This window comes from Streptomyces sp. AC512_CC834 (assembly GCF_019049325.1).
In the GTDB taxonomy this organism is placed as follows: domain Bacteria; phylum Actinomycetota; class Actinomycetes; order Streptomycetales; family Streptomycetaceae; genus Streptomyces.
The window spans coordinates 110,337-127,812 of sequence record NZ_JAGMUO010000065.1; the positions used below are offsets into that span (position 1 = coordinate 110,337).

Annotated in this window: 17 protein-coding genes; 5 read left to right on the forward strand and 12 right to left on the reverse strand. The window is 70.8% G+C overall.

Translation table 11 applies throughout. The annotated features are described in order from the left end of the window. Position 1 precedes the first annotated feature (1 nt). The 5 genes from KUM40_RS22690 to KUM40_RS22710 form a co-directional block, all read right to left on the reverse strand. Positions 2 to 898 (reverse strand): dihydrodipicolinate synthase family protein, encoded by an 897-nt coding sequence (locus tag KUM40_RS22690; RefSeq protein WP_217167853.1) that lies wholly within the window; start codon positions 896 to 898, stop codon positions 2 to 4. Between the two features lie 43 nt (positions 899 to 941). Beyond that, positions 942 to 2,369 (reverse strand): NAD(P)/FAD-dependent oxidoreductase, encoded by a 1,428-nt coding sequence (locus KUM40_RS22695; RefSeq protein WP_217167854.1) that lies wholly within the window; start codon positions 2,367 to 2,369, stop codon positions 942 to 944. Further along, positions 2,362 to 2,676, reverse strand: coding sequence for a (2Fe-2S)-binding protein (locus KUM40_RS22700; RefSeq protein ID WP_217167855.1), 315 nt, complete (start codon positions 2,674 to 2,676; stop codon positions 2,362 to 2,364). The genes KUM40_RS22695 and KUM40_RS22700 overlap by 8 nt, the downstream gene beginning before the upstream one ends. After that, positions 2,673 to 3,833 (reverse strand): FAD-dependent oxidoreductase, encoded by a 1,161-nt coding sequence (locus tag KUM40_RS22705; RefSeq protein ID WP_217168563.1) that lies wholly within the window; start codon positions 3,831 to 3,833, stop codon positions 2,673 to 2,675. Before KUM40_RS22705 ends, KUM40_RS22700 begins: the two co-directional genes overlap by 4 nt. A 140-nt stretch (positions 3,834 to 3,973) precedes the next feature. Then, the gene (locus tag KUM40_RS22710) at positions 3,974 to 4,894 is read right to left on the reverse strand and encodes an NADP-dependent oxidoreductase (RefSeq protein WP_217167856.1); all 921 of its coding nucleotides are present in this window, start codon (positions 4,892 to 4,894) and stop codon (positions 3,974 to 3,976) included. 97 nt (positions 4,895 to 4,991) lie between these two features. Between KUM40_RS22710 and KUM40_RS22715 the strand changes: the two genes are divergently transcribed. Then, the gene (locus KUM40_RS22715; RefSeq protein WP_217167857.1) at positions 4,992 to 5,561 is read left to right on the forward strand and encodes a TetR/AcrR family transcriptional regulator; all 570 of its coding nucleotides are present in this window, start codon (positions 4,992 to 4,994) and stop codon (positions 5,559 to 5,561) included. A gap of 147 nt (positions 5,562 to 5,708) precedes the next feature. On the opposite strand, the gene KUM40_RS22720 is transcribed toward KUM40_RS22715, so the two are convergent. After that, on the reverse strand, positions 5,709 to 7,628 hold the full coding sequence (locus tag KUM40_RS22720; RefSeq protein ID WP_217167859.1) for an ABC transporter ATP-binding protein: 1,920 nt from the start codon (positions 7,626 to 7,628) through the stop codon (positions 5,709 to 5,711). Between the two features lie 382 nt (positions 7,629 to 8,010). Here KUM40_RS22720 and KUM40_RS22725 point away from each other — a divergent pair, with 382 nt between their 5' ends. Then, complete coding sequence (locus KUM40_RS22725; protein ID WP_217167861.1) at positions 8,011 to 8,439, forward strand: VOC family protein; 429 nt, start codon at positions 8,011 to 8,013, stop codon at positions 8,437 to 8,439. A gap of 173 nt (positions 8,440 to 8,612) precedes the next feature. On the opposite strand, the gene KUM40_RS22730 is transcribed toward KUM40_RS22725, so the two are convergent. After that, positions 8,613 to 9,503 (reverse strand): hypothetical protein, encoded by an 891-nt coding sequence (locus tag KUM40_RS22730; protein ID WP_374227411.1) that lies wholly within the window; start codon positions 9,501 to 9,503, stop codon positions 8,613 to 8,615. Between the two features lie 73 nt (positions 9,504 to 9,576). On the opposite strand from KUM40_RS22730, the gene KUM40_RS22735 reads away from it, so the two are divergent. Next, entirely contained in the window at positions 9,577 to 10,155 is a 579-nt protein-coding gene (locus tag KUM40_RS22735; protein WP_217167864.1) for a TetR/AcrR family transcriptional regulator, read from the forward strand. Between the two features lie 71 nt (positions 10,156 to 10,226). Here KUM40_RS22735 and KUM40_RS22740 read toward each other — a convergent pair whose 3' ends face one another. Both KUM40_RS22740 and KUM40_RS22745 read right to left on the reverse strand, forming a co-directional pair. Further along, complete coding sequence (locus tag KUM40_RS22740) at positions 10,227 to 12,398, reverse strand: hypothetical protein (RefSeq protein ID WP_217167866.1); 2,172 nt, start codon at positions 12,396 to 12,398, stop codon at positions 10,227 to 10,229. A gap of 159 nt (positions 12,399 to 12,557) precedes the next feature. Next, a complete protein-coding gene (locus KUM40_RS22745) occupies positions 12,558 to 13,001 on the reverse strand; it encodes a nuclear transport factor 2 family protein (RefSeq protein ID WP_217167867.1) in 444 nt (147 codons plus the stop codon). Between the two features lie 165 nt (positions 13,002 to 13,166). On the opposite strand from KUM40_RS22745, the gene KUM40_RS22750 reads away from it, so the two are divergent. Next, the gene (locus KUM40_RS22750) at positions 13,167 to 13,667 is read left to right on the forward strand and encodes an NUDIX hydrolase (protein WP_217167868.1); all 501 of its coding nucleotides are present in this window, start codon (positions 13,167 to 13,169) and stop codon (positions 13,665 to 13,667) included. Here the strand turns inward: KUM40_RS22750 and KUM40_RS22755 are convergent. Next, complete coding sequence (locus KUM40_RS22755) at positions 13,633 to 14,823, reverse strand: cytochrome P450 (RefSeq protein ID WP_217167869.1); 1,191 nt, start codon at positions 14,821 to 14,823, stop codon at positions 13,633 to 13,635. The genes KUM40_RS22750 and KUM40_RS22755 overlap by 35 nt on opposite strands. A 121-nt stretch (positions 14,824 to 14,944) precedes the next feature. On the opposite strand from KUM40_RS22755, the gene KUM40_RS22760 reads away from it, so the two are divergent. Next, a complete protein-coding gene (locus KUM40_RS22760) occupies positions 14,945 to 15,649 on the forward strand; it encodes a haloacid dehalogenase type II (protein WP_217167870.1) in 705 nt (234 codons plus the stop codon). Positions 15,650 to 15,713: 64 nt separating this feature from the next. Here KUM40_RS22760 and KUM40_RS22765 read toward each other — a convergent pair whose 3' ends face one another. Both KUM40_RS22765 and KUM40_RS22770 read right to left on the reverse strand, forming a co-directional pair. After that, a complete protein-coding gene (locus tag KUM40_RS22765) occupies positions 15,714 to 16,970 on the reverse strand; it encodes an MFS transporter (RefSeq protein WP_217167871.1) in 1,257 nt (418 codons plus the stop codon). Then, a complete protein-coding gene (locus KUM40_RS22770; protein ID WP_254395506.1) occupies positions 16,967 to 17,467 on the reverse strand; it encodes a MarR family winged helix-turn-helix transcriptional regulator in 501 nt (166 codons plus the stop codon). The genes KUM40_RS22765 and KUM40_RS22770 overlap by 4 nt, the downstream gene beginning before the upstream one ends. Between the last annotated feature and the right edge of the window lie 9 nt (positions 17,468 to 17,476).

Consider the following 17,476-nt stretch of genomic DNA (forward strand, 5'->3'; position numbering starts at 1 on the left):
GTCAGTTCGTCCCGGCGTCGATGACGGCGCGGGTGGCGGAGCGCACGACGGCCTCCGTCTCCGGTGCGAGTGGCCGGCGCGGCGGGCGGCACGCGCCACCGCGGCGGCCGGTCATCTCCTGGCCGAGCTTGATGGCCTGGACGAACTCCGTCTTGCTGTCCCACCGCAGGACCGGGTGCAGCCGGCGGTAGAGCGGAAGCGCCGTCTCCAGGTCACCCGCGAGGGACGCCTCGTACAGTGCGAGACAGGCTCGGGGAAAGACCTGCGGGTATCCGGCGACCCAGCCCTTGGCGCCGGCGACGGCGACTTCCAGCACGGTGTCGTCGGTGCCGATCATGAGGTCGAGGCCGGGTGCCAGCTCGGCGATCTCGTAGCAGCGCCGGACATCGCCGGAGAACTCCTTGACACCGACGACGAACCCTTCGGCGTGCAGCTTGGCCAGCAGGTCCGGGCGCAGGTCCACCTTGGTGTCGATGGGGTTGTTGTACGCGGTGACGGGGAGGCCGGCCGAGGCCACCAGTTCGAAGTGCTCGAGGACCGCGCGATCGTCGGCGCGGTAGGCGTTGGGCGGCAGGCACATGACGGCCTGACAGCCCGCGTCCTTGGCGAACTGGGCGTGCCGCTTGGCCTCGACGGCGCCGTAGGCACCGACACCCGGCATGACGGTGAACCCGTCAGGGGCGTTCGCCACGGCCGTCTCGACGACACGGTCGCGCTCGTCGTACGTCAGGGTCTGGTATTCGCCCAGCGAGCCGTTCGGCGCGACGCCGTGCATCCCCTGCTCGGCGAGCCATGCGACGCTCTCGCCGTAGGCGCCGAAGTCGACCGTGAGGTCGTCGTCGAACGGCAGGCTGGTCGCGACGATGACGCCGTGCCAGGGCTTGCGGGTCTCGCTCATGAGCACTCCTTGTCGGCTTTCCTGTGTCCGTCGAATGCGACGGTCATTCCTCGAGGTCGTCGAGTTCGGCGAGAGCGCCGAGGGTGACGGGGGTCGCGACGAGCCGTTCCGCGGGCTCGTAGGCCCGCCGCTGTGCGGCGAGGCAATGCACGGCAGGTCCGCACATCCGCCCCTGGCACCAGCCCATGCCGGCGCGGGTCAGTTGCTTGATCTGCCGGTGGTCGGGCGCTCCGCCCTCGGCGCGGGCGGCCCGGATCGCACCAGCGGTCACCTCCTCACAGCGGCACACGACGGTCTCGTCGCTCAGCCAGGAGGACCATGCCGGAGGGATCGGGTGCGCGAGAGCCAGCGCCCGCGCGAAGGCGCGTTGCCCGGTCACCGCGGAGCGCACCGCGGCCAGTTGCCTCTGCCGCAGCACGGGGGCGGCGCCGGAGTCGGCGAGGACGGACTCCGCGGCCAGGCGGCCCTCGCCCACCGCGAGTGCCGCACCGCCCACGCCGCATGTCTCCCCCGCGGCGTAGAGACCGGCAACGGTGGTGCGCTGCCCCCTGTCGACCGCGACGACCGCGTTGCCGTCGGCCGAGTCCGTGAGTGCGCAGCCGAGGGGGACGAGCAGGTCGAGCTGCGGCGCGAATCCCCATCCGACCCCGACGGCGTCGACTGCGACGTGCCGTTCGGTGCCCGGGCGCGGGCTGCCGTCCGACGTCAGTGAGGCGATCCGGACCGATGTCACGCGGTCGTCTCCTTCGGCGCCGATGATCGCCGTGCGCGGGCGGATCCGGACGCGATGACGTGCGAGCGTGGCGCCGTACCCGGCTCCCTCGGCCCATTTGCGGGGGTTGCGCAGGAGTGGACCGGGGTGGCGCAGCCATGCCGTCGGGTGGGCGGCCTCGCAGACCGTGACCACCTCGACCCCGCGTGCGGCGAGGCCGGCGGCCACCGGCAGCAGGAAGGGGCCGGTGCCTCCCAGCGCCACGCGGTTCCCGGCTGCGACCCCGCCGCCCTTGAGCAACGCCTGCAGGCCACCGATGGTGAGTACACCGGGCAGATCCCATCCGGGGAAGGGCAGTTGCCGGTCGTAGGCTCCGGTCGCGACGAGGAGCTTCGGCGCGCGCAGGGCCACGGCGATCTCCCGTGGCTCCTGTCGACGGTCGACCACGTGGACGGCGAATCCGTCGTCCTCGCGGACGGCGGACCACACGTGGTGTGCCAGGCGCAGGTCGAGTCGTCCCGCCGTCCGGGCCGCGGACAACGCCTCGCACAGGGCGTGGTACTGGCGCAGTCCGTGGTGCAGATCCTCTGTCGGGATCGAGTCTCGCGCGTGCTCCGGCGGGTGCCGCCAGAACTGACCGCCGACGGCCGTGCCGGAATCGACCAGGACGACGCGCAGCCCACCGGCCAGGGCCGTGGCCGCCGCAGCCATGCCGGCCGGGCCCGCGCCCACGACAATGAGGTCTCCCGAATCACTCATCGTCACTCTCCTCGGCGTCGCTGTCCTCGGTGTCGCTGTCCTCGGCGTCACTGCCTTCGGTGTCGCCGTCCTCGGTCGCGACGGTCATGCCCGTACGTGCCGGTACCAGGCAGGCGCGCCGGCCGCCGGCTCCGTCGATCGTCACGAGGCAGTCGAAGCAGACGCCGATCCCGCAGAAGACGCCGCGTGGACGGTGTCCGACGCGGGTGGTGCGCCAGGCGACCCGGCCCGCGGCCACGAGCGCCGCGGCGACGGTCTGTCCCTCGACGAACGGCAGGGGCTCGCCGTCGACGATGATCTCGTTCACCGCGGCACACCTCCGGGGGTGAGGAAGCGGTCGGGGAGAAGCCCGGTGTGCGCGGCCGGATCGGCGCCGCGCCAGGGACGGCCGAGCAGATGGGCCGTCACGAGCGCGCCGGTCGCGGGGGCGAGACCGATGCCCGCTCCCTCGTGACCGCAGGCGTGGACGACCCCCGGCACACGTGGGTCGGGGCCGACGACGGGCAGATGGTCCGGGCAGTACGGCCGGAAACCGCGATAGGCACGGATCAGGTGGACTTGACGCAGAAAGGGGAAGAGCAGGCACGCCTGTGCCGCGAGCCTGGCGACCACGGCGGTGTTCATCGTCATGTCGAAGCCGACGCGTTCCCGGCTGGCACCGATGAGGATCGTGCCGCCCCGGGTGCCCTCCACGACGCACGAGGTCTCCAGCCCGGCGTCGGACGAGGCGACATTGGCGACGTAGTCGGCCGAGTACACCTTGTGGCGGACCATCGGCGGCAGCGGTTCGGTCACCAGGACGAAGCCACGACGTGGGAGCACCTCGATGGGCGCGCCGAGCCGACGGCCGACCTCACCGCCCCAGGTTCCGGCGGCGTTGACGACGGCGTCGGCGGGCAGGACCTCACCGGCAGTCGTGCGGACGCCGGTGATCCTGCCGTCCCGGCCGGTCACCGCGCCTGCGACCTCGCCCGTGTGGAAGCGCGCGCCGTGCCGCACGGCGGCGCCCAGCAGCGCGACCGCCGCCAGGACCGGCTGCACCTGGGCGTCCTGCGGGTAGTGGACGCCACCGGGGACCTCGGGCGCCAGGTGGGGTTCGAGGTCCCGCACCTGGTCGATCGGCTCGACGCGGACACCGGCCGCTTCCTGCCGCGCGGCGAACTCTCCGAGCGCCACGAGGCCTTCGGGGCTGCCGGCGACAACCAGGCCGCCCTTGGACTCGAGCTCGAACGAGTCCGCCCCGATCTCCTGGCCGGCCTCGTCCCACAGCGTGCGGCTCAGCCGCGCCAGGTCGAGTTCGGGGCCTGGTTCCTTGTCGGAGAGGAGAACGTTGCCCTCCCCACGACTGGTCGTCCCGGCGCCGACGGGGCCGCGGTCGGTGACCGTGACGTCCATGCCCGCCGAGGCGGCGTGGAAGGCGCAGGCGGCTCCGACGACGCCCGCGCCCACGACGACGACCTTCAACGCCACGAGGCTCCCCTCCGCCCTCTGCCTCTGTGCAATGTCACATGACATTGCACAGGCTATACATCCGACCGACCCGGAGACAACGCCGCGGCGGCGTGACTTTGTGACAGGCGAGCCCCGGACCCGGACAAGGGACGCTAGAGGGTGACCACGATCTTTCCGTGGGCGTGGCGCTGAGCCTGGAGTTCGACGGCTTCCCGGAGCCGGTCGATGGGGTAGGTGGCGGCGATCGGTACGGTGATCTCGCCGGCGGCGACGGCGTCGGCGATCCGCCCCAGGTCCTCGGGCCGGGCGTTGAAGCCGCCGGTCGCCCGCACGCCCCCCGGCGGGTTGGGACCGGCGGCGATCGTGGAGATCCGCTGCGCGGGGACACCGAGCCCGAGTGCCGCCTCGGCCGTTTCCGTGCCGAACAGGTCGCTCGCCGCGCTCACACCGTCGGGAGCCATCGCGCGTACCCGGTCCTCCAGTCCCGGACCGTAGGTGACGGGATCGGCGCCGAGCTGCCGAAGGAAGTCGAAGGTGCCTTCCGAGGCGGTTCCGATCACCCGGGCACCGGCGAGCTTGGCAAGCTGGACGACGAGCACCCCGACGCCGCCGGCGGCACCCCCGATCAGGACGGTGTCCCCGGCCTTCACCTCGGCCGCCTCGAGCACCGCCGAGGCGGTCAGTCCCGCCACCGAGAGCGTGCCGGCGACCTCGTCGCTGATCCCTGCCGGGGTGTGAAGGAGCGAATCGGTCGAGGGATCGACCACCGCGGAGTCGGCGGCCGCCCTGCCCAGCGCGCCTCCGTAGACCCGGTCGCCCACGGCGAAGCCGGAGATCCCCTCGCCCACCTCGTCCACGACGCCGGCGAAGTCGGTGCCGAAGCCGGACGGAAGGGTGATGCCGAACTGCGCCGCCACCTCCGGCATCGAGGTGAGGATCCAGTCCATGGGATTGAGGCCGAGGGCAGCCACACGTACGCGGACCTCACCCGGCCCCGCATGCGGCTGCGGGACCTCGCGCAGCTCCAGTACCTCGGGGCCTCCGAACGTGTCGTACACAACGGCTCGGCTCATGGTATTCCTCCGCGTTCAGTGATGAGACTTGGTCAGTGATGAGACTTGGTCCCATCACTGTACACGGTGACGAGACCAAGTCCCGTAGGCTGTACTCATGGCTCGCTGGGAACCCAACGCATCGCAACGACTCGCCGACGCCGCCCTCGAACTGTTCGCGGAGCGCGGGTACGAGGACACGACCGTGCTCGACATCGCGCAACGCGCGGGGCTCGCCAAAAGCACCTTCTTCCGGCACTTCCAGGACAAGCGAGCGGTGCTCTTCGGCGAGGACGCGCTGATCGAGCCGCTCGTCACCGCGATCGCCGCGGCGCCCGCCGGAGCCGCCCCGCTCGAAGCGCTGGCCTGCGGCTTCGACGCACTCGGACGGGACGTCTTCACACCCGCTCGTCGTGCGTTCACCGTCCGCAGGCGAGCGGTGATCGAAGCCCATCCCGACCTCCAGGAGCGTGAAGCCCTGAAGGGCACGAGCCTCACCGCTTCGACAGCAGGCGCCATGGCGCGTCGCGGTATACCCGACCTCACCGCCGGGGTGACCGCACAACTGGGCGCGCTCGCCTTGAAGATGGCCTATGAGCGGTGGAGCGACCCGGGCAACACCGAGGAGTTCGGCAATGTGGCCCGGCAAGCCCTGGGCGACGTACAAGCCGCTGTCTCAACCATGTGAGCACCAGCTCAGCCACGTTCGGGGCAAGAGGCGTGGCTGCGCGTCTCCTGCCAGGGCACGGGCACCGTCGACCACCTCGGCGGGCGGCCGCGCCGACGCCGTCGCCCCGGGACCCCGTCGGTCGAGGATGTCCTGAAACCTACTCGGTCATGTGCGCCCGGTGCCCGTACGCGCGTGCGACGACGTCTCGCGGTCCCCGTCCGGCGCCCGGACGGCCGGTCCGGACAGCCCGCCGGGGACCGCTCTTGGGACCGGGCCTCCGGGGTCCGGCGCGGTGCTCTCCCCGAGGAAGCCGCCCGACTGGTGCTGCCACAGCTTGGCGTAGGCGCCCTTCGACGCGAGCAGTTCCTTGTGGGTGCCCTGCTCGACGACGTTTCCGCGGTCGAGGACTACGAGACGGTCCATGCCGGCGACGGTACTCAGACGGTGGGCGACCACGAGGGCCGTACGTCCGTCCATCAGCCGCCACAGGGCGTCCTGGACGAGGAGCTCGCTCTCCGAGTCCAGCGCGCTGGTCGCCTCGTCGAGCAGCAGGACCGGGGCGTCGCGCAGGATGGCCCTGGCGAGGGCGACGCGCTGGCGCTGGCCGCCCGAGAGCTTCACTCCCCTTTCCCCCACCAAGGTGGCGAAACCGTCGGAGAGTTGGTCGGCGAATTCCGTGACGTGCGCGGCCGCGGCCGCGGCGTGGATCTCGTCGTCGGTGGCGCCGGGCCGGGCGAAGGCGATGTTGTCCCGCAGGCTGCGGTGGAACATGGCGGGTTCCTGCGGGACGTAGGCGATCAGTGAGCGCAGGTCGGTCTGGCGCAGCCGGCTGATGTCCTGACCGCCGATCAGGATGTGTCCGCCGTCGATGTCCGACATCCGCAGCAGGAGCCGGGTGAGCGTGGTCTTGCCGCCGCCGGACCTGCCGACCAGACCGATCCGTGCGCCTGCGGGGACGTCCAGGTCGAGTCCCTGGAAAATCGGTTTCGCACCGTCGTGGGCGAAGATCACCGCGTCGAAGCGGATGCCGGTGTCCCGCGGTGCCGGCGGTTCGGGTGCCGGCGGGTCCAGCACGGTGGGCGGATCCAGCAGCAGCTCCGTGAACTGGGCGGCCTCGGTCATCGAGCTCTCCAGGCGCCGGTAGATCTGGTTGAACTCGAACATGATCTGCGTGGCGTTGGAGTAGTAGGTGAAGGCGACGACGACCTCCTCCACGCCTTGGCCCGAGCCACCGAACGCGACGGCGACCAACAGGCCCAGCACGTTGGTCAGCACGGACATGGGCGCGATCAGAATGTCGACGCGCAGATTGCCGTAGTCCCACGATCTCAGCGTCAGCCGCCGGGAGTCCGCGACACGGCTGCGGTGTTCGTCGGCCTCCCGCCGCTCGGCCGCGAACGCGCGGATGGTCTCCATGTTCATGAGGCTGTCGGAGACGTGGCCGGAGACGCGGGCGATCGCCGCTTCGCGCTCGTTGACGAGTCTCTGCCGACGACGGATCAGAGGGGTCGCGGCCACCACGGTCAGCGCGATCATCACCACCAGGCCGGCGACGAGCATCGGTTCGTAGCTCCACAGCACCACGGCGCCGAAGACCAGCGGGATGAGACTGCCCACGATCCGGTAGGTCACCGTGTCGACGAAGTCCTCGAAGCGCTTGCCGAAGCTGAGCACCCGTTTGGTCAGGGAGCCGGCGAAGTTGTCGTGGAAGAACGCCGCGTCCTTGGCGAGGAGTTCGTCCATCCCACTGACGTACAGGTGTTCCATGCCGAGGGCGTCCACGCGGTTCAGGCAGTGCTGCCCGACCCGCCACACGGCCTCGGCCAGCAGCAGCGTCACCCCGAAGCCCAGCACGTACGGCACTGCCGAGGTGAGGGTGAGACCGTTGTCGTCGGCGGCCTGTCCTGCCAGTTTGGCGATGAGCAGCGGGGCGATGTAGCGGATGCCGATGTTGCCCACGGCCGGCAGCAGCAGCGCGGGCAGGGCCAGTCGTCGTAGTCGCAGCAGCTCCCGGCCGTAGTGGCGCAGCGCCAGAACGACCGCGCTCCTGCCCGGCGTCGGCCCTTGCGTGTCAGTGGTCCCCATCACACTCCCGGAGGTTCGGAAGTCGGAAGTTTCCCGTCAGGGGCCGATCTCAGTCCAGGCATTTACGGCGGACTGGCGAGAACCGGACAGCCGTCTGGCCGCTCGCGTCACAAGCAGCCGGACAGGCGGTGCCGAGCAGCCGGGCGAGGGTGCCTTCGACCCCGCCCAACAGGGTGCGCACCGTCAGGCGGGTTTCCACCGGCGGGGCATCGGTGACGGGCAGGTGGACCAGGCTCCGCTGTTTCGCCGAGGTGGCCGAGCACCGGAATTTCGGCCGCAGACGGTGCCCTGGTAGCACCCGCGACACGCCTCCGTAATGGTCCTGCGGGCCTCGTCCTCGAGCGGGCGTCGGGCGCGGGAATCCCCTTGTTATGGTGCGCCCATGTCATCGATCAGGCAGTTCCAAGTCACCTTCGACTGCGCGGAGCCTGAGCGCGTCGCTCGCTTCTGGTGCGAGGTGTTGGGGTACGTCGTCTCTCCGCCACCGGGAGAGTTCGCCACGTGGGACGAGTTCGACCGCTCCCGGGCTCCTGAGGATCGGGGTGCGTGGTTCGCCTGCGGTGACCCCTCGGGTGCGGGCCCGCGGCTGTTCTTTCAGCGCGTCCCCGAGGGCAAGGTCGTCAAGAACCGGCTGCACCTCGACGTGAGGGTCGGCACCGGGCTCGTGGGTGAAGAGCGCCTCGCCGCGCTCGAAGCCGAGTGCGCACGGCTGGTCCCGCTCGGCGCCGTACGTGTGCGGCTGCTGTATGACGGCAGTGATTCGTGCATCGTGATGCAGGACATCGAGGGCAACGAGTTCTGTCTCGACTGAGCGTCTTCCGAGTCGGTGGAGCGGGTCGGGAATACCTGGTCCAGGCCGACCATGCTGAAGATCCGGCTGACGCGGCCGGGGACTCCGGCCGAGCCGGACCTGCTTCTGTGAGAACGAGACGCCCTACGATCGGCCCGACCAGGCTTCCTGAAGGAACGTCCAGGTCCGAGATGTCAGACCTTCCCGATGCCGAGCGTGGTCTCGCGGGGCAGCATTCCCGAGCCCAGGACCTCCAGCCAGAGCGGCCCGAGGAGTTCGGCCAGCCGCGCGGTGCCTTCGTCGCCGAGAGCCTGCCAGGGGGCAGCGGCCAGTTCGTCGGTGCGGTGCTCGACCTCGGTGCGCAGGGCACGGCCCGCGTCGGCCGCGGTGTGGTCGGCGTTCAGCAGTCCCCGGCTGAAGAGCCGTTCGCCGGCGGCCGACCATTCCTGCTCGGTCCAGCCGCGGCTTGCGAAGACGTCGGCCGGCGCCGCGCCGATCGCGGCGAAGGACACCAGGGCCTCCACCGGGTCGAGGCCTGCGGTGAGCAAAGCGGCGAGATGGCCGTCGCCGCGATGCTCGCGCAGGATCGTCGCGGCCTGCCACAGCACGAGGTGCGGCTCCTTGGGCCAGGGAAGCTCGGCGTTGGCGGCGGCGAGCGGACGGCCCTCGGTGCGCACGGCCTCCGCCGCCCTGCGGGCGAGCGCGGCGGCCTCGGCGAGATCGGGACTGTCCGTCCGCTCGCCGAAGAGAGCGCGGTAGGCCCGGTCGATGCCGCGCGTCCGGGCCTCAATCACCTTGCCCGGTGCGGCGACGTCCCAGGCGGCGGGGATGTGTTCGGCGACCGTGCGCGGGCTGAAGCTGTAGAACGCGGAGGTCACCCGACGGGGTCCTGGGGCCCCGAGTGGCGCCGCCCGCAGGGCGAAGTAGCTCGGCCAGCGCTCGCCGGTGTCGTACCCGAGTGACTCGGCCTCCTCGAAGACCTGTGGCGCGAAATAGAGGACGGCGTGCAGCGGCTCCAGGAGGTGCCACATCTGCCGTACGCGCCCGTTGTCGTTGCTCAAAACGGCTCCCTTTTCCACACCCATTCATCTTGTCGCTGCCTAGACTGTCTTCACCGCATCATCTTGTCAATGCCAAGATTGCGCTAAGCTGCTCATCATGTCCACGGAACGCTCCTACCACCACGGAGACCTGCGCCGGGCCGTACTCACCGCGGCCCTCGACGTCATCGCCGCCAACGGTCCAGCGGCCCTCTCCCTGCGTGACCTGGCCCGCCGCGCCGGCGTCTCCCATGCCGCGCCCGCACACCACTTCAAGGACCGCCCGGGCCTGCTCACCGCCATCGCCACCGAGGGTTACGGTCTCCTGTCCGCCACTCTCGGTGAGGCAAAGGACCTGCGGGACCTGGGCGTCCGGTACGTGCGCTTCGCCGTCGCGCACCCGGCACACTTCCAGGTCATGTTCCACCCGGAGCTTCTGCGCCCGGACGACTCGGAGCTCCGCGCGGCGCGCGAACGGACGCGGAGCATGCTCCGTACGGCCGTGGAGGACCATGGCGACGATCCGGCGATCGGCTTCATGGCGGCCTGGTCGATGGCCCACGGGTTCGCGACGCTACTGCTCTCCCACAACCTTGACGGTCCGGACGGTCCATTGGACGGGCGGAATCCCGAAGAGACCTTCGGGGCACTGGCGGGCGTGATCTTCCGGCCGGCCGGAACCCCCTCGACGGACTGACTCGCCTCGACTGCCACCGCCAGGCGGTTCTTCGAAGCGGCGGGTCACGAGCCGCGTTCGGTGCGCGTCCCTCAGGCGGTGAGCTCGGCGACGAGGTCTGGGATCAAGGACGCGTTGGGGTGGCTCAGAGGCACGGTCAACACCGGCTTCTCGACGCCCGTCCGGTAGACACAGATCATGCCGTTGGACAGTTGCGTGGCGCCGATCGACTCCCGGGGCAGGGAGAGCCGTGGCTTCGCACACGTGATGCCGCTCCGGTTCACCTTCAGGCTGCCGCCGACCGTGATGGTCTCACCACGCCGGATCCGGGCCACCATGTCGGTGAGCAGCCGGGGCTCCAGGTACTGCCTGGCGAGGTTCACCAGGAACGTCCACTCCGCGGGCTGGTCGGCTCGCCGTCCTCCCTGGTAGAAGGGCACGCGGATCACGGGCCCGCCGTAGTACGGGTACCTGCCCACCGCGAACTCCCACGTACTGTCGTGGGTCGTCGGGAACAGGAAGCGCTTGGTGGCGGTGTGGGTCGCCGCATAACCGACCCACTCGACCTCGTCGAGGGCGAGCGAGTGTCTGCCGAAGGTGATCACCTGTGGGTCGGCGTAGAGGCGTTTCCGGCCGATCTGCGTGTCGATGACCGGCACCGGAGGGGAGGTCACCGCGTGGGCCTGGCGCTGGTCGGATGCCCGCGTTGTCGCCACACCGGTGGACCGAGGTGCCGTGCGGGGCGTGGCGGGCCTGGGGCCGGGCCCGCCCTCGCGTTGGCCCGCGACGTATGCGGACAGCCATTCCGGCGTGTGCGCGCGAGGGTAGGCGGCGAGGTCGTCGCGGTACTGCTCGGGGCTCAGCAGGTGATCGTCCGGGAGGCGCTGGTCGCCGTAGTCGTAGTCCGTGGTGATACGGGCGTTCGTTCCGGCGCTGTGGCTGACGGTGAGCAGCAGACGCCACCACGGGCCGGCCGGCATCCACGCGGCCAGGTGTCGCTGCCTGCGCACCAAAAGGGCTGTCTGCTCCGGTACCCGAACCTCGGTGCTCCGGTTTCCCGACCAGAACCGCAGCCGGGCGACCTCGCCGGAGACCGTGAAGGAGAACACGGCGGCGAAGCGGTCCCACCCCGCGTCCGGGCCCAGCAGGGCCAACTGCTGTGTGATCGGGGCGAGAAGCCGGGACGCCCGGGCCGCGGCCATCTCCTGGGAGGGGGCGTCGACGGTGAACGAGCTGATGCCCGCGGAGCCTTGGGCCGCGGAGTCGAGCCGGGTGACCTCGTCCCGGAGGTCGGCCATCAACCGTTCCTCGGCGGGCGGGCGGCGGACGTACGCCTCTTCGGCGGTGAACATCTGCTGTGCCTGCTGCGGAGGGATCGAGCTCGACGTCTCCTTGACCCGTCCGATGTCACTCACGAGGAACACCGACCGGCCCACCGGCATGTCCAGGAACGCCATTGGGTCGGTTTCGTCGATGTCCACGGGGGCGTACACGCTCCAGCCCGCGTCGAAGCGGTCCGCCGCCAGCCCCTGAGTGGGGTAGTCCAGGCGTCGGCCCCGAATCCGGTCCACGACCAGTGAGATCGCCCGCGCCGCGGCCATCCGCCCGCCCTCGGGCGCGGGGACATGGTCAAGGGGGTGGCCGACGGCGTCACCGCCGAGGTCGGTGACGGCCGGAGCCGGGCCCTGGTAGTGCTGGGTGAGGTCGAACCAGAGGCACACCTCCTCGGCCGTCTCGACGTCGACATCGGCCGCGATCACCGACCAGGAGTTGCCGGCACCCCGCCCGTAGAGCGTGACCACGTCGGCACCGTCCAGGCCGGTCACCACGTAGTTCGTCTCGTGGAGATCGCCGAGTCGGGCGGCCTCGGCGAGCGTGGGTGCCGAGGCGCTGACGCGCTCCCCGAAGGGTTCTCCGTCCACGTCGACGGCGGTCGACACGTAGTCGCCCTCAGGGGCTGGGGCGTACTCGAAGCCGACCTGAGGGCTGTCGTCCCGGGCGGGCTCCGGCCGGTACAGGTCATCATGCTGGCGACGTATTTCCACGACGACGGGGGCCGGGGCATTGGCAGCGAGGACCGACCAGGTGCCGGTGGCGTCTCTCCCGTAGAGCGTGATGGCGTGGCCGTGACGGACCGAAACGTAGTTCACCCGGTGGCTGTTGCCGTACTCGGCGGCTTCGTCGAGGGTGGGCGCCGCGGGTGCGACACGTTCTCCGAGCCGTTTGCCGGAGGCGTCGGTGGCGGCCATCACGTGCTCGGTCATCAGTCCTGCTCCTGTCGCGATGGGGATGGGGGTGCAGGTCACCAGGTCACCCGTCACCCTAGCGGCTGACGATGTCAGCCTGCCGGGGCCGGAAAGGACTGCCCCGCCAGGCAAGTGCCCTGCTCCACCGGGCGAGTTGGCCAACCGATCTGTGAACCTTCATCGAGTCTCCGCTTCGAATGCCTGGGCGACGGCGAGGCTGTCCTCGTACACGTGGTGCCGGGTGACGAGACCGTCCTCGACTGTGAGGTGCAGCGCGAACCGTGCGCGATACGCCCGGCCGGTGGACCGGGCGGTCTGGCGGATCTCACCGAGCACGACCGCGTCGTTCCCGTCGATGAGGATGCGCTCGACCTCGGTTGCCACGCCGTCCGGCAGGTGGTGCTCGGCAAGCTCGCGATAGTGGGCCGCCGCGTCCGCCCGGGTGGACCGGTGCCGGATCCATGGCGTGGCGGGACGACCGTGCTCGGCCTCCGGCCAGTCGAGCTTCCAGTCGCCCTGCTCGGCATACAGCTCGGCGATGCGCGCGGGATCGCCCTCGCCGATCCTGCGCAGCAGCTCTTCGATCACTGTGCGTGTGTGCGTGGGTGTGGCAATGGACATGGCTGACCTCTTGCTCCTGGCCCGCATTCTGTCGATGCGGAGAGATCGCCCATCTTGCCGACGCGGCCCGCGCGAAACGATTACCTCCGGGGTAGGGCGAGCCAGCGCCTCACGGACCAGCACGGGTCTTGATCGGCGTTTCGCGTAGCGCGTAGCGTCAGGACGGTGGAATCAACGCACCGGCCCGCCGCCCGGGTCATCTGCCTGGACGCCGGCCTTCGTGTGCTCCTTCTGCGTTGGCGGGATCCGTTCGACGGCACATGGCTTTGGGAGCCGCCCGGCGGCGGCCTCGAGCCCGGTGAGACGCCGCTGGTGGCGGCACGACGTGAACTGGTCGAGGAAACCGGACTCGATCCGGCGGCAGTCCGTGAGCCGTCGGTGCTCGTCGACCGTGACGTGCGGTGGAACGGCAAGCGGTACACCGGGACGGAGCATTTCTTCGTCGCGCGGTTCGCCGACGAGCAACCACCCCTGGTGCGGAGCGGCCTGCTTCCCGACGAGCGGGCCAACCTGGACACGCACGCCTGGGTCGCACGGTCGGATCTGGAGTCGCTGCCGGACCCGGTTGAGCCGCCACAGTTGTCGGCCGTGCTCCGCAGCTTGGTGCCGGACCCGTCGTCGCCGATGTGCTTCAGTCGGCGTCTCGGACGTCCCAGCGGGCCGTGAGGCGCTGGGGCTTGCGGAAGACCAGACCGTACGGGGAGCTTGTCGACCGGTCGTCCAGGCGAAGTGCCGGCAGGCGGTCGAGACAGGCGCGCAGGGCCACGCGGGCCTCCAGGCGTGCCAGGTGGGCGCCCAGGCAGTAGTGGGGGCCATGGGCGAAGGCGAGGTGGGAGCGGGCGTTGCGGCGACGCGGGTCGAAACGGTCGGGGTCGGTGAAGACCGCGGGATCCCGGTTGGCGCCGGCCAGGGAGACGACGACCAGGTCTCCGGCGGCGATGCGGGCGCCCGCCAGTTCCGTGTCACGTGTCGCGTAGCGGTCCACCACGGCCGCGCCGGGCTCCAGCCGCAGCGACTCCTCGATGACGTTGTCGAGCACTTCGGGCTCCCGGCGCAGCAGGTCGTCCGTGCCGGGGGTGCCGAGTATGTGCAGCCGCGCGTTGGTGATCATGCCCTCGGTGGTCTCGATGCCGCCGAAGAGCAGCACGGCGGCGTTCGAGGCGATCTCGTGGACCTCCAGTGCGCCCGTGGCGGCTCGCACGAGCAGGGAGTCCTCGCGCCCGGCGTCCACCGTGCCGGCGACCGCCGCGCGCAACGCGGTGTACGCCGCCGCCCCCTCGCCTGAGGCCGTCCGGCCGCGGGTCAGGGCGTCGACGGCGCTCACGATCGCGTCGTACCAGGCGAGGATGCCGGACACGGGTACGTCCCGCAGGCCCACGGCCTCGGCCATGACCACGGCGGCGAGCGGCCCGGCGAACTGCCTGCGCAGGTCCGCTTCGCCGAGCGGCAACAGGCCGTCGAGCAGCCGGTCCGTCTCGCGGCCGACCGACCCGGCGAACGAGGCTTGTACGGCGCGCGGACGGAAGGGTTCGGTGAAGGGCTCACGGTGCCGGGCGTGCTCGGGTCCGTCGAGCGACAGCATGCTGGGGCCGGTGATCCGCGCGGTCGTGAACCGCGGGTCGTCCACGGTGAACGTCCCGGCGTCCCGCATCACGGCGGACGCGGGCTCCCGCCCGGTCACCATCCACCCGCCGACCGCCGGCACCCACGCGACCGGGGCCTGTGTGCGAAGCGCGGCCAGATGCGGATGCGGATCCTCCGCGAGCGACGCCAACGAGACGTCCGCGGACCCGTACGCTGCGGTTTCCCCGTTCACGGCCATCTATTGAGTCTAGTTCTGCCGCCCGGCGCGGTGCGGTGCGGGAATCCGGGTGGTGTCCCCCGCGTTCGTCTCAGCGTCACCCTTACGTTTCTGTTTCTGTTTCGTCCAGGAGACCTCTCCCATGTCATCAGAGCCAGAGATCGATGTCCTCGTGTTCGACGTGCTCGGCACGCTCGTCGACGAACCTGCCGGTCTACGCGCCGGCGTTCGTCAACTCGACCCATCGCTCGACGATTCCGGGGTCGAGCAGCTTGTGTCGCTGTGGCAGCAGCACGTCGGCCGCGAGCAACGTCGCATCCTCGACGGCGTCCGGCCCTATCTCACCAGCGACGCCCTCGACCTGGAAGCCGCCCGGCTCGTCGCCGATGCCGCCGGAGTCGACGACCCGGCCGCGGTAGCGGCGCTGGCCCTGTCCGGTCGCACGCCGCCGCCGTGGCCCGACACCGTGGCAGGGCTCGCGCGACTCGCCGAACGGTTCCCACTGATCGGGCTCTCCAACGCGAGCCGGACGGCGCTGCTGGGACTCAACGCCCAGGCCGGACTGCGCTGGCACCAGGCGCTGTCCGCCGAAGAAGCCCGGACCTACAAGCCGGACCCGGCGGTCTACCAACTGGCGGTCACCGTTTCCGGGCGGCCGCCGGAGCGGCTCCTGATGGTCGCTGCGCACGCCTGGGACCTGCGCGCGGCACAGGGCCTCGGCCTACGCACCGCCTACGTTGCCCGCCCCGTGGGCGACCCGCCCGCCTCCTCCGACCGGTTCGACCTGCACGCCGACGATCTGGCCGACCTGGCCCGCCAACTCGGTGATGCCCGGGCGTTGACGTGACGCCTGGCGCGACAGCCCCCGGCGGCGAGCCGATCGCCGTACTCCGTCCGTCCGAGGCCGCGATCTACGGCCGCTTCGGCCACGTCGTGTGTGTCTTCCTCGGGAATGCGGAGGAACCGCGCAGGTCCGCCGTCGTGGCACCCACCGCGGCGACGGCACCGAGGCACAGCAGGCCACCGCTGACGAGGGCCGCTGTTCCCGAAGTGGCGTCTGCGACAAGGCCTCCGCGCATGTTTCCGACGTCGGGTCCGGCTTGCCCGACGATCTGTTCAGCCGCACCGACGCGGCCAAGCAGCTCGTGCGGGGTGTGCAGTTGGACGACGGTGCCTCGGGAGACGACGGAGACGGTGTCGGCGGCGCCTGCCACGGCGAGGAAGGCCAGACCGGTCCACGGGTCGTGCGCCAGGCCGAACAGTGTCAACGCCGCGCCCCAAGTGGCGGAAGCGCCGAGCATGACCAGGCCGGGGCGGGGGAAACGGGTGAAGGTTCCCGAGAATAGGGAGGCTGCGACGCCGCCGACGGCGATGGCCGTGAGGAACAGTCCGAGGGTGCGTGGGTTGTCGCCGAACCGTTCGGCGTTGATCAGGGGAAACGTGCTGACGGGCATCGAGAGCACGGTCGTGGCCAGGTCGGTGAGCAGGGCTCCGCGGACGACGGGGGTACGGCCCAGGAAGGCCAGCCCGTCCAGCACTCCCCGCAGGCCGGGCCGTGCGGGCGCGTCTTTGGGGTTCATCGGCGGCAGGCCGAACGCGCCGTACAGGGCGGCGGCGAACGTCAGGGCGTCGAGCAGGTAGCAGGCGCCGATCCCCAGTCCGCCCACGATCAGTCCGCCCAGCGCGGGACCGAGCAGCATCGCGCCCTGGAAGGCGATGCGTCTCAGCGCGAGTCCTGCGGCCAGTTGGTGCTTGGGGAGCAGGTGCGGAACGAAGGTGCGCGAGGCCGGGCCGCCGCCCGCGACGAAGCAGGACTGGAGTGCGACGAGACCCAGCACGCCGACGGCAGGAACGTGTCCGAGGAAGCCCTGGAGTGCGAGCAGGAGTGAACACACGGCCTGTCCACTGGTCGTGAGCAGGTAGAACTTCCTTCGGTCCACTCGGTCGACCAGCGATCCGGCGAACAGCCCCAGCGCGATGAGCGGCACCGCCTGGGCCAGCCCGACGGCACCGGTCCACGTGGGGCTCTCCGTCGCCTGCCAGACCTGGAACATGACGGCGACGAGCGTCATCTGGCTGCCGAACCCGGACAGGGCCTGGCCGATCCACAACCGCCGGAACGGTGGTGAGGACCGGAGCGGAGTCACGTCGACGAGCGTGCCTCTCATCCCCACGCAGGATCCGCGGCCAGCTTCTCGGCGATCCGGTCGTGAAAGCTCTTGCGCTCCAGAGCCCGCTCGATGTCCGTGACGACCTGGGAGAGCGGGTACGGCATCTCGGCTTCCAGGTCGGCCAGAGCGGCCTCGGTGGCTCGCCACTCCGCGGCCAGGCGATCGACGACGTGGCGAGCCTTGTCGGTGAGCGTCACCTTCCTGGTCCGCGCGTCCTCGCCCACGACGGTCCGGACCCAGCCGGCTGTGCGCATTGCGGCGACCTTCTGGCTGAGTGCCGAATGCGTGCGCTCGACGGACTCGGCCAGTTCCGCGATCGTCATGGGTCCGCACGTGTGCAGCCGGAGCAGCTCCATGACGAAGCTGGGCTTGAGCCCGTCGATCGGTTGCTCGGAGTAGATCCGGGCGATGTCCGCGTCCATCGACGCCTGGAGGAGACGCAAGGGCCGCCAGAGGCTCTCCTGCGTCGGGTCGGGTGCGTGGGGATCGGCCATGAGGCAACT

What these genes read in the sequence shown, in the direction of transcription:
- KUM40_RS22690 (WP_217167853.1), bottom strand. Translation starts at nt 898, where the DNA reads ATGAGCGAGACCCGCAAGCCCTGGCACGGCGTCATCGTCGCGACCAGC.
- KUM40_RS22695 (WP_217167854.1), bottom strand. Translation starts at nt 2,369, where the DNA reads ATGAGTGATTCGGGAGACCTCATTGTCGTGGGCGCGGGCCCGGCCGGC.
- KUM40_RS22710 (WP_217167856.1), bottom strand. Translation starts at nt 4,894, where the DNA reads ATGAGCCGAGCCGTTGTGTACGACACGTTCGGAGGCCCCGAGGTACTG.
- KUM40_RS22715 (WP_217167857.1), top strand. Translation starts at nt 4,992, where the DNA reads ATGGCTCGCTGGGAACCCAACGCATCGCAACGACTCGCCGACGCCGCC.
- KUM40_RS22720 (WP_217167859.1), bottom strand. Translation starts at nt 7,628, where the DNA reads ATGGGGACCACTGACACGCAAGGGCCGACGCCGGGCAGGAGCGCGGTC.
- KUM40_RS22725 (WP_217167861.1), top strand. Translation starts at nt 8,011, where the DNA reads ATGTCATCGATCAGGCAGTTCCAAGTCACCTTCGACTGCGCGGAGCCT.
- KUM40_RS22730 (WP_374227411.1), bottom strand. Translation starts at nt 9,503, where the DNA reads ATGGGTGTGGAAAAGGGAGCCGTTTTGAGCAACGACAACGGGCGCGTA.
- KUM40_RS22735 (WP_217167864.1), top strand. Translation starts at nt 9,577, where the DNA reads ATGTCCACGGAACGCTCCTACCACCACGGAGACCTGCGCCGGGCCGTA.
- KUM40_RS22740 (WP_217167866.1), bottom strand. Translation starts at nt 12,398, where the DNA reads ATGACCGAGCACGTGATGGCCGCCACCGACGCCTCCGGCAAACGGCTC.
- KUM40_RS22745 (WP_217167867.1), bottom strand. Translation starts at nt 13,001, where the DNA reads ATGTCCATTGCCACACCCACGCACACACGCACAGTGATCGAAGAGCTG.
- KUM40_RS22755 (WP_217167869.1), bottom strand. Translation starts at nt 14,823, where the DNA reads ATGGCCGTGAACGGGGAAACCGCAGCGTACGGGTCCGCGGACGTCTCG.
- KUM40_RS22760 (WP_217167870.1), top strand. Translation starts at nt 14,945, where the DNA reads ATGTCATCAGAGCCAGAGATCGATGTCCTCGTGTTCGACGTGCTCGGC.
- KUM40_RS22765 (WP_217167871.1), bottom strand. Translation starts at nt 16,970, where the DNA reads ATGAGAGGCACGCTCGTCGACGTGACTCCGCTCCGGTCCTCACCACCG.
- KUM40_RS22770 (WP_254395506.1), bottom strand. Translation starts at nt 17,467, where the DNA reads ATGGCCGATCCCCACGCACCCGACCCGACGCAGGAGAGCCTCTGGCGG.